Raw genomic sequence first — 14,712 nt, 5'->3', positions numbered from 1 at the left:
CTATCTGTGAAAAAACAAAACTAAAGTTTTAGGGAGAGAGTTTGAGAGAAGCCCCTTTTTCAAAAGGGGTTCTCTCAATAATAATTATAAAACTTCTATATGAGTATCATGGTTATCCAGTGGGAGTTGAAATATAATTATCACTGTTCAGCCTGTGGAAATGCCTTGATCTTTCCTACGACGAAGGATTGCAGAAGCACAACGTCCGCAATATCAAACGCACCGTTCTGATTTACGTCCATTCTTTCAAAATCAGAAGTATCCTCAAGTGTGAGCTGACTTACAAGAAGCTTTCTCGCTGTAACAACGTCCAGTGAATTTACGCTTGAATCCTTATTGAAATCACCAACGATAACATCAGGAACTTCAATTTTCTCAAAGTTTATGTCGTTTTTAAGAGCCTTTACAGAACCGTTCACAAAAAGTGATTCTGCGATAAGATTGACTCTGAGGAGCGAAAGTCTGCCTGAGAACCCTGCATTTATATTGCTGATATGTTCATTCAGATCAATGCTGCCCTCAAGAATATCGCCGTCGTCCTGATCCTTTCTTATGCTGATATACTCCTCGAAGTAGTTTATACCAAAGCAGCCATGGTATTCGTGCTTGTAGCTGTAAAGGTCATATTCATGACCGCCTGCTGAATATGTAGTTACATACTCATACAATTCACGTTTATGTCCGTCTGTTGTTTCTGTCGTTATATACTCACCCGAGCCATATCCGCTTGTTGACGATGCAAATCCCAACCAGTTATTGTCAAACTCACTCTTGCTGTAATTATAATCTATGGGGAAATTCTTGCATTTTTCGATAATACGAATACCCACGTTCTTCCAGACTGTTGTGGCACTGACGGAATATCCTATCTCGTACTTATCCTCAAAGGTGTTTTCCACCTTGTACTCGGCCTTTATGTTATTACAGGAATTAAGAACGAACTTCTCTCTGTCAGGAACACGCTTGCCTGCTGAGAATTCCGAATAATAGGTATCCTTTGAAACGGCTTTGAAAAGTCCGTTTTCATAACCGTGCATATAACCCTGAGTAATGGCGTTGAAATAGTACGGTGCTATACATACGTCACGATGCTTTTTTACATCTGTGTAGATACTTCCCTTTTCCGTCGGCTCAGCCTCTGTAAGGCTTATTTCGAGGATATCCACGCTATAATCGCCTGAGAATGAATTGCAGACAACGCTTACACGGGCAAGATTTCCTGCCTCTAAGCCATAGGACTTTGCTGCGTCGATAAGTGCGCATATCGGATATGAAAATTCCTTTGTTTCGCTTTCTTCCTTATCGGTATCATCGTCAACATGGACAATATAGTACGACTTAGATCCTTCTTCCAAAAGCGGCTGTATATCATAGTCGGGATGACTATGACGATAGACCTCGTATTCTTCGCCGCCAAGCTCGATATTGCCCTGATATTCAAACATCTCAAGTTCTGACGCGCATGATTTCTCCTGAAATTCCACACGCACATAGGGATCAAGCATATATACTGACGCGGCAGGAGAAATGCTTTTTGTCGACTTATACTTGCAGCTTAAATTGTAATTCTTATCAAGAACAGACGTCTTACCGTCAAATTCCTTTCCTACAGAAGCGCAGGAGGTTATCCACTCGGATACCTCTGCATGGAACTTTCCATCTCCCAGCGGAGTCATCTTTGAATTGTTTTCGTGAGCAGGATTCACATATCTTCCGTCTTCAAGCTGGTCAATGGGCCAGCAGGCATTAAAGTTCTGGAATGAATATCTCCAACCGTCGATATTTTTGACGAAGCTGTGGTCGTAGGTTATCGGCTCGTTGTTCTCGTCCAAGGTCAGTTCTTCCTCGGGCAGTGTAAGATATGAGCCTGTCAGGCATGAGTTAGTAAAGGAATAGCCTCTGCCTTTCTTGCCCTCGTTAAGCATACCGTACTTGTCGAGCCTCGTTCCCGCGCCTGTCAGCTCGTGGAACTTTGCAAGGTGATCTGAGATATTTGATATCAGGTCTCCATGGAACTGCTCCTCTGTACCTTCTATTACGATACCTTTTACATTTACTGCATAATAGCGAACAGGAGCTTCTTCGTCCGCTTTTGCTTCCTTGTAAAGCTCATAGACCATATCATCGGATACATATGAGCCTATCTTTTCGCAAGCAGAAAAATCCGTTGACTCAGTGCGCTTTTCAACGATAAAAAGCTCATCCTTACCGCTGTTGAGCTCAAGAAGAGGTCCGAACTTCAGCTCGCCCTCTTTCTTTATATTGCAGTTAAGGTAAATATCCATTTTCAGGTCAAGCTTATCGGCATATTCGGGCATCGAAAAATCCTTGGACTGATACATGGTGAAATTGTCGCAGTCATGCCAGTTCGCGCCATAGCAGAAGTACGTTACGTAAGCCTGATATGAGAACATAGCGTAGCCGCCGTCATACTGAAGCTTGTTGTGGTTCTTGTCGGCGTCGTATTCAGTGTTTTCAACAAATCTGTTGCTGCTAAGTCCTGTCCAGTCGATATCGAATTCTTCAAGGACTTCCTTAGGAAAATCAGGTATGTAAATTATGTCCTCTTCCTCTTCTTCGGCATAAACTGCACTGAGCGCATTTACCGTCGGGATACACGCACAGGTTACGGTCATGACTGCTGCTGAAATTGCTGAAATCATCCTCTTTAAGTTCATTCTTATTCCTCCTTATATCATATTTTTGTTATTTATGTATTGATTCATGGCTTTGTTTACTATATTATAGCATCAGCATATACTAATTTCAACTCATTTATTGCGTTTTTGTGCATAATCTGTATTTTTACGACAGCGGTATCATAAGTGTTACGGTCAATCCATTTTCCATGCAGGAGCATATCAGCTCGCCGTTCATCTTGTTCATAAGCTCATTGGAGATATAAAGTCCAAGCCCGTTGCCGTCCTTGCCTGAGGAATTGCTCTTTCCCCTGTAGAATTTGCCTGTGATAAGACCTATCTCCTCCTCGGGGACTCCGTTTCCGTAGTCCCTAAGTGACATAGCAAGGCATCTGTCCTTGATAGTATAGCTTATATCTATTGGCGTATCCGCGTACTTGTAGGAGTTGCTTATGATATTACCGATGACCTGCGAAAGACGTATCCTGTCGGTATTGAGGATACACTCGGGGATATCCCCCTCTCTTGCAAGGGAACGGATATCATGCTCTGCCACAAGCTCGTGGAGCATGGACGATACCTCGTCACGGCACTCCACATTCATCTCGCCAAGCTCGTCAAGAGCTGATGACAGAAGGTCGCTCACAAGAACATTTATCTGCTCTGCCTTCTGATGGATATTGCTTATCTTATCTGTAACGTAGCTGTCCGTGACCTTGACGCTGAGAAGCTCGCATATGAGCTTTATGCCTGTGATAGGTGTTTTCAGGTCGTGGCTGAGTGAAGCCACCATTTCCTTTTCCTTTATTTTAAGAGCGTCCTCTCTGTCACGTGCTGCCTTAAGCTCCTCGCGCATAATATCGAAGCTCTCGGTAAAGGAGCCGAACATATTGGTCTTTTCAAGAAATACAGGAGAATCAAGTTCACCTTGAGCCACTTTTTCCGCAAATACCTCCATTTTCCTGAACGGCTTTATAATCGTCCTGCTGACATAGATGCCGTAAAGAGCTACTGCAAGCATCAATACCGATATAAAAACTGCCGCTGCAAACAGGAGCTTTTTTCTTGCCATGTCGTACTCGCTTTTATCGGGATCTGGTATGACCACCGTTCCGAGAAAACGACCGCCGTCATTTATCGCAAGACAGATATATCCCTTGTATATGGACTGCTCCACTGAGTTCACATCTTCAATTTCATTGCCGCCTGTGGAATATATCATAAATCCGCTGCTGTCAAAGACTTTAAGCTGTGTGCCTAAATTTTCATCTTCAAGGGAATCTATATGGTCTATGTTCTCCTTAACGGTCTGAATGATATCATTTATCAAAAGCGGATCTGTTTCATGGCTGCGGTATGAATTGGTTATCCCTGCAAAAACTGCCAGACCTGCGAGCATTACTGCCGCCAGAAGCAGCAATATCCTGCTGTAACTCTTCATTCTGCCCCTATTCCTCCGTTTTCTCGATGATGTAGCCTACTCCCCATATGGTCTTGATTATATCGGGAGCGTTCGGGTCCTTTTCTATCTTTTCACGGAGATGACGTATATGCACAGGTATGGTTCCCTCGCCTATGTACTCGTCCTCCCAGACATTTCTGAGGAATTCGTCCTTTGTGACAACTCTGCCGCGGTTATTGAGGAGATACAGGAGCATTTTATACTCCATTTGTTTCATTGTGACCTCTTTCCCGTTTTTATAGAGCTTTCGAGTCCCCGTATCAAGCAGGATATCCTTGGTTATCCTGCGCTCTGACGTCTCGGCTTCAATACTTACAGAAACAGCTTTGGCGGAGACAGCATTTGCTGCCTCCGCTGCTTTTTCATATCGGTTTAGTATCGCCTTTACCTTTGCGAGAAGTATATTCAGTGTATAGGGCTTTTTTATGTAGTCGTCCCCGCCTATGTTGAGCGCTGTCAGGATATCATCATCGCTTGTCCTTGCGCTTATGAACAGTATAGGCATATCGTATGCCGTTCTTATCTGTTTGCAAAGCTCAAAGCCCGAACGCTCTCCTAAGTTTATATCCAGCAGGATAAGAGACACTTCGTTTTCGTCAAGGAACTTCAAGGTCTCGTCATATCCCGTAACATAAGCAGTCTTAATATCAAAGATATTGAAGTATTCTGCTGTAGTTTCTGCAATAGTTATATCATCATCTACCATAAGACACTGATACTTCATACGCAAGTCCTCCCTTTACTGTGTGATACCTATCTTTCCGCCGTCCTCGCCGATAAATACTATCTTACCCTCTGACGGCAGCGGAACACTATTTCCGTAGTCCTTCATATAGCTTGAGTAAGTCATGCGGTCATACTTATCATAAACATATACTGCGGCATTCTCGGGTATATCAAGGATAATGGTTTTGCTGTCGCCTTTTCCGAGCTTATACCATACTGCTTTTTTAGTGCTGAGCTTTATTTCCGTAACGTCGCTTTTAAGCTCAGGGATAGCCTCCTCGGAGATAAACTCAAGAGCGCAGTTTGTTATATCTATAATCTCATTCCCGTTTTCCGTTCTTACCTCAATATCCTCTAAATCACGTCCTCCCGGCATTACAAGAGCAGCCTGTGCACGGTCAGCGTCAATGATCTTTCTGCCTCCTACATAGCCTCTTGCCTCAGGATATGTATTCACTTTCACAAACGGCATTTCTGCGTAATACACATTGGAGTACTTTCCGCTGTAAAGATAGTATTTTTTGCCGTTTCTTGCGTCCCATGCCGCCTGTACATCATCACTTACGGGATTTTTATCAGCTCTCATCATTTCATATCCCGACATTGAGAAATTCCCCATGCCGCCAAAGTCCATGTAATTATCGGAACAGATATAGTCTCTGCCGTTTCTTTCGCGGAAAATAAGAATGCTCTGATTTTTAGCCTGAACTTCCTTGCCTGAGCCTATTTTGCCGTCCATAAGCACAAAGCTGTCCTCAGTTGTGTACTTAAACTGCTTGATATCAATATTGTCGTCAGTGAATGTCTTTATCTCCATATACTTTTTATCGGGGAAGCTGACATAATTCAGTCCGGCTGCCGAGATATAGATATCCTCATAAGCCAGATACTTATCGGGAACAGTATCGAGCGTCTCTTTCTTTTCGGGAGCCTTATGCTCAACGTTTATGCCCTTGTCTGCAAGTGCGATATCCATAAGAGCCTCTGCCATGAGTGAGTTGTAAAGACTGCTGCCGCCCGATGCAAGAACAGATACACTTATCTCTTCATCGGGAGCTACAAGAAGCTGTGCGTGCTGATGACTTACGTCGCCGCCCTTGCTAACTACCTTGACACCTGCAGCCTTGTAGTCATCATAATCTACCTGATCCCAGCCAAGTCCGAAGCCGTCCTCATACTTGTCGGCCGCCTTGGCCTCGGACATTTCTTTCTTTGACTTATCGGTCAGCAGTGTGTTGTCCCCCTTGAAAAAGCTGCTGCCGAATTTGCAGAGCTCTTCTGCTGTGGACATGATACCGCCTGAGCCGAGGTCCATACAGTAATCGGGAGTTACTTCAACATTGCCGTTTATGAAGGTCTTGACCATTTCGTCAGTCCTGAATGCGTTCCAGGGAGTGCCTGTCTGCTTCATTCCGAGCGGAACGCAGATATTCTTCTCGATATAGTCGGTAAAGCTCTCGCCGCTTACCTCCTCGACTATCAGTTCAAGAAGCTCAAAGCCGTCGTTGCAGTATGCACTGTAATCCCCAGGGAAAGTCTTTAGTCTCTGGGTGCTCAGCTCACTCAGCATAGTATCATGAGGAGCTGCGTCCCTGTCGTTGTACAGCATGAAATCCCCTGCTGTAGTGCCCATAAGTCCCGATGTGTGATTCATGAGCATACGAACGGTTATATCCTTGTATCTTTCGTCTGCCATGCGGAAATCGGGCAGATAATCCGTCACAGGAGAGTCAAGCTCCACCTTTCCCTGCTCCACAAGCTGCATAACAGCTGTAGTGGCGAACATCTTGCTGACCGAGCCTATGCAGGAAAAAGTATCACTGCTGCTGTAAGTCTTGTTTATAGCTGTATTATCCGAACTCTCCGCTGCTGCAAATGTCATTGCAGGGGCAGCGATAAGCGCTGCCGCCAGCAGAGAAGCTATTCTTGCTTTTTTCATACTTTCTCCCCTCATTCCGTCATAAGCTCGCAGACCGATATCTTCTTAATCTTTCTTGCTCCGATATATGCACAGCCGAAGCAGAACACAAGAAGTATCACGTCAAGTATTATAACCACAGGCATATTTACGCTTACCTTGCCGATATAGCTTGTAAGAAGTTTAAGCAGTGAAACTCCCACAGCAGTACCTGCTGCAACCGAGAAAAGAGCCGCAGGCATTATCCTGAATGCGAGCTGCAGCATAAGCTCCCGTGAGGTATAGCCTATGCCTTTCATTATGCCGAATTCCTTGCGCTGTTTTCTGATAGTGGATTCCATGAGTATAAACAGGATTATCATTACAACAAAAACTGATATTATCATAAAAAGCGTCGTCAGGACAGCAATTCCAATAGATATAGCTCCCAGCTGTGTTTCCATTATGCTTCTTACATTCATTATGGACTTGATAATAAATCCGTCACTGTTGCCCTTAATGACAGTGTCACCTGACTGTATAGCGTATTCAACGTGTGTAACGCCATAGTTTGCCATTATCTCGGCAATTTTTCTTTCAGCCTCGTTTCTTATCCTTTCCTCATAGGATTCGCTGTCGCTTCTGTCCTGAGCAACATCTGCAACGCTTCTGCCGTACTTCTCGGTAAGAGAATATCTTATCTCATCAGCATCAACGCCCTCATTTAGATATATCTCAATGGTATCGGGCTTGTAGGTCGGAACTATGCGCTTCATACCGTCCATGGTGATATACAGATTCATACCGCCGTTGGTTGCAGACGTAACAAGTCCTGTGATAACGTATTTTCTTCTGACATTGACATTGTCAAGAGTAATACTGTCGCCTGTTTTGAGCTTGCAAAGCTTAGCGTACATATTTGTTATCATGACCTCGTTGTCATGCTCGGGGAAACGTCCCTCAGAGGGGAATATATTCTCGGCTTCGCTGAAATCATCAAGCGCAACGGGTATCATCAGGTCGTTGTTATAATCAGGTGCTGTGAGATATGTAGTAAAACCTGATGTGGGAACAGCCTTTCTTATCTCAGGTATTTCCACAAGCTCTTCAGCAAACGCATATGCATCGCTTGTATTCATAAGCTCAACACGGAGGTCACTGAGCTCTACGCCTGCGCTGACCGCTATAGCGTTCATATCCCCTGAGAAGAAATTGAACATTACAAAGCAAACAACGATAGTTATCGTGGAAATAGTGACACAAAGAGTAAGTCCGAGATTCTGCTTGAAGTTTTTAAGGAATCCCTTCATTGCAAGACGGAGATGAACGCTCTTTTTTGTCTTTCTGAGCGGGAAATGCTCCTTGCCGAAGCGGTGGTCGCCCTGTCCCTTGCGAAATGCACGTACAGGGGGATAATTTCTGACCTTGAAAGCTCTTATAAAGGAAATAAAAGCTACAAATGCCAGTATTACAGCCACTGTAACAGCGATGGGCATTGATGATACAGAACTGCCGCTGGGATGTCCAGATACTATCTCACCAACGCTGATAAGTGCAGGTGTTACCAGTAAAGACAGTCCTGTGCCGAGGATAATGCCTGCAAGCGAGATAAGGATATACTCAAGGACGTAGGAAAGAGTAATATCAGTCGATTTATAGCCTAAACCTTCAAGTACTCCGATAGAAACTATCTGCTCGCTGATATCTCCTGCAATTCTGAATCTTATCATAACAGCAACGCAAACAATTATAACAGCAGACATTACGATAAGGAATTTCAGGAGAAGCTCCGCAGTGTAAGTAACTCCCATCTTCAATCCTTCATAGGTTATTCCAAGAGCAGAGCCCGAAATATCTTTTCCCGAATAATCCGAGAATTCTTTAAGCATATCATTGAAAAGCTCTGTTCCGCCCTTGCCTTTGAAGTCATTGAAACCAAGTACCACATATTTATCAAGGATAGCTTCAAGAACATGATAATCGCTCTCTGAAACTATCATTTTAAGTATGCTGTTCGGAGTATCAAAGAGAGCAGTATCATAGAAACCTGCTACAGTAAAAGTGAACTTCCTTGTACCGTATATCATTTCAAATTTGTCGCCCTCTTTATAGTTCATACTGTCTCGTACCGAATAGGGCATATAGATCGGGTGCTCCATAGCGGCTATCTCACTGTCGCTTAGCTTAGTCTCCATTGGAGAATGCTGTATCTTTGCTTCGTTTTCCTGTGTGATAAAGCACATATACATGGACTGCTCCTTGCCCAGCGCATTGAGATAATTGGTGCTCATGCTGTAGAGAGCCTCTGAACGGGCGCAGTCCTCTACTCTGTCGTCCTCCTTAAGGATATCAATAAATTTATCATCAAAATCCTTTTCGGTTATAAGCACGTAGTTCTCATAGCTTCCCGTGTTCTTCATCATATTAGGGAATATGTTTTTTAAGCCGATAATGCCTCCAAACGCCGAAGCACAGAGCATCATGCAAAGCATTACCAGTATCATAAGAGCTATTGATTCAAGCTTGTGCTTTTTTATATTTGCCCATGAAAGTCTGAGGATCTTGTTCATAACGATCACCAGCCCATTCCGTCAAGAAAATCCTGCAAGCCGTCTCTGCGCTTTTTCAGGTCGTCTGTACCGTATATCGGCATTTCATACTCGCCGACTATCGCGCCGTCTGACAGGAATATGACTCTGTTGCCGCGAAGAGCGGTTTTGATATCATGAGTAATCATTACAATGCTCTGTCCCTTGCTGTGAAGCTCGGTGAAAATATCAAGCACATCGCGGCTTGACGCCGAATTGAGACTTCCCGTAGGCTCGTCAGCAAAGAGTATCTTAGGATCGTTGATGACAGCACGGACTATGCCGACGCGCTGACATTCACCGCCGGATAGCTGATTGGGATATTTTTTCCATATCTCCTCTTTTATGCCTACCTTTTTAAGAAGGTCTCCCACCTTTTTAACAAGCTCGGTGGAATTCTTCTGAGCAACAAGTGCTCCCGTCATGATATTGTCAAAGACGGTCATATTCTCTAAAAGGTATATGCTCTGGAATACGAAACCGCAGTTTTTGCGTCTGAAAACTGCAAGTTGGTCGTTGGAATACCCTGAGATATCCTCATTTCCGAAGAATACCTTTCCTAATGTGGGCTTATCCATTCCCGAGAGTGCATATAACAATGTGGATTTTCCGGAACCTGACGCGCCCATGATAACAGTGAAGTCCTTTTCTCTTATTTCTATGTCAAGATTCTTTATCACGTGCTGCTGAACGCCGCCGTTTGAAAAGGTCTTGCACAGCTTTTCGGTATGCAGTATAGAAGAACTCATATTTTTCTCTCCTTTATGCGATGCACTATCTAGGGCTGAGTACACCGACGATGATTTAAACAGCTCCGATGTCTGTAACCACATTATACACCACAGCGTAAAAAAAGTCTTTATCATACTAATATCAATTTCTTATCAGATTCTTAACTGTTTCTTGCAGCTCTATAAATAAAATTATACCACATATCAGAATTCAAATCAATTTCTGATATTATAATGAAAAGAACTCTGAAAAAAGTAGAACCAAGGTAGACAAAGTAATATTTTATTACTATTTTTGCACAAATATTTATTGATAGTTTGCTCTCTATTTGTAACCCTCAAAATCATACTTTTGCAATAAATGCCAGTTCAAGCAAATGTTAAAAATGCCTGTTTATAGGCAAACGCCAAAATATAGTTTACATAATATACATAAAATCGATTTCAAATTGTCAGTAATGAATAGTTTTTTTAAGGAATATATAAAAAACATTTAAGATATATTTAAGGACTATTTAATAATTTCTATGTTATAATCTAAAATGAACAGTAACGCTGTGCATTCGCGGTCAGAGTTTCACGGCTGCTGTTTGGGATTATAGAGGACAGTTTCTGCTATAGTAAAGGGGTATTATTTTATTAATGCAGAAATATATCCGCCCATTACAATATACGAAAGGAAAATATAATTATGAAAACACTAACACAAGTCAACACAAGTACAATCGTAAGAAAATTCCCTGAATGGGCAAGGGTAGATCGCGTCATCAATGGGGTAGAGATCTACAACATGAATATTTTCGACAATATCATGACATTCAATCAGGATAATCTGGACGGTGACGCAATCGATTACTTCGGTACAAAAATAACCTACGGCGAGCTTCCTGCACTCCGTGAAGCCTATGCAAAGGGCTTAAAGCTTGCAGGCGTCAAAGAGGGCGACGTTGTTACTCTCTGCCTCCCCGTAAGCATTGAAAACCTTATGCTGCTTTTCGCCTGCAACCTTATAAAGGCTATAAGCAACAACGTAAACTTCCTGTTCCTGAAAGATGATTTCCCGCTTTACACAAAGGACAAGGGTTCGGAGATAATCATTACTCTGGACGCATTTCTTCCTTATTTTACAGAGCATCTTTCAAACAGCAGCATCAAAAAGGTAATTTTAATGAGCCTTGATGATTTCCTGCCGCAGGAAAAGAAGGGAATGTTCCTTGATACCTCGGAAATGCCTGAGAAAATGCAGGAGGTATTCGACATCGAACAGATCACAGAGTGCCTGATGAACCTTGACAAGATAAAGGGCGTTGAATTTATCCGCCTTGAAGATCTGAGACATGCAGGAGAGCACAGCGATATCGAGCTTGATCTCGGTCCTACAGACCTTGACCGCGATATCAGCTATTTCTATACGAGCGGTACTACAAGCAAGCCAAAATGCGTTGTTTATAAGGAGTACTCGCTGAACGCATACGTTGAGATGCACGCAGGTCTCGATACACAGAATTACGTCGGAGAGCGCAATTTCCAGTGCATTCCCCTTACTCATATGACAGGCGAGCGCGTTTGCGCTATCATGCCCCTTGCAAGAGGCGGCACACTGGTTCCGAGACCTATCTACAATAAATATACATTTGCAAGAGATCTTTCCGAGACAAACTGCAACTGCGTAATGGCAACTGCAAGCTTCTATCTTACAAGCGTAAGGCAGGGAGTTCTCTCCCCTACCGCACTTGAGATGCTCAGACGTCCTGCTTCGGGCGGCGAAGCTGTAAATGTAAACTCTGTCCGCAAGATAGACAAGTGGCTCCGTGATAACGGCTGCAATGTGAGATTCTCACTGGGCGGCGGAGCAAGCGAAGAAGGCGGCGCAACTCTGGTAACATACTTCATGGACGAGGAATCAAAAACCAACGAAACAGGCAAGCCACTTGAGCCATATGTATACGTAAAGCTTGTGGACGATGACGGAAATATCGTGGACGAGGACGAAGTTCTCGCTAATCTTCACGCTTCAAGCCCTGCTTCGGCAGACCGTTATCTGAACAATCCCGAGGCTACAGCAGAGCGCTGGTACTATGACGAGAACGGCATGAAGTGGGGAGTTACAGGCGATATCGCTGTAAGACACGCTGACGGCTCATATACCATAATGGGCAGAGCTTCCGACTCCTATATTGATAAACACGGCAAGCGCGTATATCTCTTTATGATCGAAAGCACTCTCGACGAGAACGATCCTATCAATGAGTGGGAGATAAGCGCTTTCAAGAACGAGCGCGGCGGCTACGACGTTGTAGGTCAGATAATCCTTGATCCCGACGAAGCAGAGCCAAGTGCTGAGCTTGTTGAATATATCTGCAATAAATACCACCTTGACGCTGTCAAGTTCTACAAGGAATTTGAGATCGGCGAAATAACCGCCAAGAGAGATTATATCCTCCTTGCTCACGATTACAGAGGATATGTTGCTCCATGCGGAAACGGTCGTCTTTTACTTATAGATTATTCGGAAAACGGCAGCACCGTTATAATAAGAACAGGCAAAAATTTCGTAATACCAATAACAGAAAGCTACGGCGAGGAGGAATAATAATGAAAACTTCAAAAATTCTGGCTGCTCTTGTTTCAGCAGTAACATTGACAAACACAGCAGGAATGTCTGCTTTTGCAGCAAACAATGACAAAAATGCAACAAACGGCGATTACAACTATGTAGCACTCGGCGACAGTATCGCAGCAGGCTTCGGTCTTGCAGGGGGCAATATTACAGAGGATCCTGCACTTGTCATCACAGACAAGCTCCTTGCTGATCCCGTAAAGGGCGCATATCCTGCAATTTTCACAGAATATCTTGAAAAGCTCGGCGAAGAAAAGGGCTACAATGTCAAGGGCACAAACCTTGCTTCAACAGCCTACCGTGCAGAGGATATTGAAAAGACAATAAAGAACGAAGGCTATAAGGGTGAATTCGCTTCAACAATACTTGAAATGTATCTCGGCGAGGGCGCAAGCGACGTACTTACCCCCTACCATGATTACTACAACAAGTACCTCTCAGAAGCAGACCTTGTAAGCATTCAGCTCGGCGGAAACGATATTATCATGAGCATCGTTCCTCAGATGGTATTCAGCGAAAATCCTGTCCTCAGAGCAGCAGGTACTTCACTCATGCTCACACTATTCGGTATGGACACAGAAATAGCTCTCGGCGGCGGTCTCCAGATAATCAACGAGAGCAAGGACAGCATAACCTCTGATGATTTCATCGAAGCCGCAGGCTTCATGTACAATGTAAGCGCAAAGGCTGACGAACTTGTTGACGAATCAGCAAGCCACGTAAAGGGCGTTGTTGAGGCAGTCAAGGGAATCAACGGCGACGCTGATATAGCTCTCGTCGGTATGTTCAATCCTTACCGTACAGCTGAGGAATCCGAGGCAATGGAAGAGGATATCTTTGAGGTACTTGGAAAAATTTACGCTGCTGCTGCAAATGCTGCTGCCGAGAGCGAGGACGAGCTCACTGCAAGCGGCAAGCAGACTGCAAATTACATAAACAACCTTAATGATAAGGTCGACAAGATAACAGAAATAGAAGATATCATGGATAAGTACAACGACTCGGCAGAGCTTGAAGACGTTCTGTCAATGGTTGAAAAGTACGATGATATCACTGAGGTTCAGGAGCTTTCAGAACTTGTAGCTGTTTCCAAGAACGCTCCCGCAAAGGAAGAGCTTATGGACGTTCTTCTCAAATACGACGATATCAACGAGCTCCAGTCAGTTATTGATCTCATCAATAACTATGACGACCTTTCAGAGCTTACAGACCTTATGGAAGTTATGTCAAAGAACCGCACAGAAAGTCAGGCAACAGCTGAAAAAGCTATCGCAGCTGAGATAGCTGCTCCTATGGCTATGCAGGCAGCAGGCAAGAACGTTGATCCTCAGATGCGCCGTCTCAATGAGAAGCTCATTGAAGTCGCAGCACAAACAGGCGCAACTTATGTTGACGTTTACGGCATCTCTCCCGAGGACGACTTCGATCCACACCCAAATGCAAACGGTCACAAGGAGATCGCTGATATCCTGTTCAATACAATGTCCGAAACCATCAATAAAAGAATGGTAGTTCCGGAGCCTGTTGAAGAGCCAGCTCCTGAAGAAACGCTTCCTGCTGAAGAGGTATCAAATTACAACTTCAGAGTTCTCGGAGATGTCAATGGCGATGATGAGGTAAATACAGATGACGCAATGCTCATAATGTCTCATGTACTTGGTTATATACAGCTTTCAGACGCTGATCTCAGATATGCTGATATCAACGAAGACGGTGAAGTCGATTGGTACGACAGCTATGTACTTATGTTATTCACAAGTGATTACGATCCAAGATACAACTGGTACAACAACAATCCTTACACTATGGGATACTTTTATCCGACAAGACCTTACGGCAGAATGCACTCACCTTACGGAAGAATGCACGCTCCATACGGCAGAGTAAGATAAAAACGAATTATCGGGGCTTTTAGCCCCGATTTTTTCGCTGTCATTGCTTTTTTCAATTACTTATGATATAATAATTTTGAAATTAAACTGCATACTATGCATAACCAAACTCAAAGAGGTGAACATCATGAGAAGATGCGTTGTATACGCTCCATGC

General features: G+C 43.7%; 8 protein-coding genes. 2 read left to right on the top strand and 6 right to left on the bottom strand.

Annotated elements, in window-relative coordinates; all coding sequences use genetic code 11:
- Positions 1 to 140: 140 nt before the first annotated feature.
- From BT105_RS08530 to BT105_RS08505, 6 genes are all read right to left on the bottom strand, one after another.
- Entirely contained in the window at positions 141 to 2,678 is a 2,538-nt protein-coding gene (locus BT105_RS08530) for a dockerin type I repeat-containing protein (protein WP_072300324.1), read from the bottom strand.
- Between the two features lie 127 nt (positions 2,679 to 2,805).
- Positions 2,806 to 4,080, bottom strand: a complete 1,275-nt coding sequence (locus tag BT105_RS08525) for a sensor histidine kinase (RefSeq protein WP_072300323.1) — start codon at positions 4,078 to 4,080, stop codon at positions 2,806 to 2,808.
- A 7-nt stretch (positions 4,081 to 4,087) separates the two neighbouring features.
- Complete coding sequence (locus tag BT105_RS08520) at positions 4,088 to 4,825, bottom strand: response regulator transcription factor (RefSeq protein ID WP_072300322.1); 738 nt, start codon at positions 4,823 to 4,825, stop codon at positions 4,088 to 4,090.
- Between the two features lie 15 nt (positions 4,826 to 4,840).
- Positions 4,841 to 6,766 (bottom strand): serine hydrolase domain-containing protein, encoded by a 1,926-nt coding sequence (locus tag BT105_RS08515; RefSeq protein ID WP_072300321.1) that lies wholly within the window; start codon positions 6,764 to 6,766, stop codon positions 4,841 to 4,843.
- Between the two features lie 11 nt (positions 6,767 to 6,777).
- On the bottom strand, positions 6,778 to 9,294 hold the full coding sequence (locus tag BT105_RS08510; RefSeq protein WP_072300320.1) for an ABC transporter permease: 2,517 nt from the start codon (positions 9,292 to 9,294) through the stop codon (positions 6,778 to 6,780).
- Positions 9,295 to 9,299: 5 nt separating this feature from the next.
- Entirely contained in the window at positions 9,300 to 10,061 is a 762-nt protein-coding gene (locus BT105_RS08505; protein ID WP_072300319.1) for an ABC transporter ATP-binding protein, read from the bottom strand.
- 673 nt (positions 10,062 to 10,734) lie between these two features.
- Between BT105_RS08505 and BT105_RS08500 the strand changes: the two genes are divergently transcribed.
- Entirely contained in the window at positions 10,735 to 12,636 is a 1,902-nt protein-coding gene (locus BT105_RS08500; RefSeq protein ID WP_072300318.1) for a class I adenylate-forming enzyme family protein, read from the top strand.
- A gap of 2 nt (positions 12,637 to 12,638) precedes the next feature.
- Positions 12,639 to 14,555, top strand: a complete 1,917-nt coding sequence (locus tag BT105_RS08495; protein ID WP_072300317.1) for a dockerin type I domain-containing protein — start codon at positions 12,639 to 12,641, stop codon at positions 14,553 to 14,555.
- Positions 14,556 to 14,712 lie beyond the last annotated feature (157 nt).

It is taken from the genome of Ruminococcus flavefaciens (genome assembly GCF_900119075.1).
Lineage (GTDB): Bacteria > Bacillota > Clostridia > Oscillospirales > Ruminococcaceae > Ruminococcus > Ruminococcus flavefaciens_Q.
This window is presented reverse-complemented; position numbering and strand designations above follow the sequence as displayed.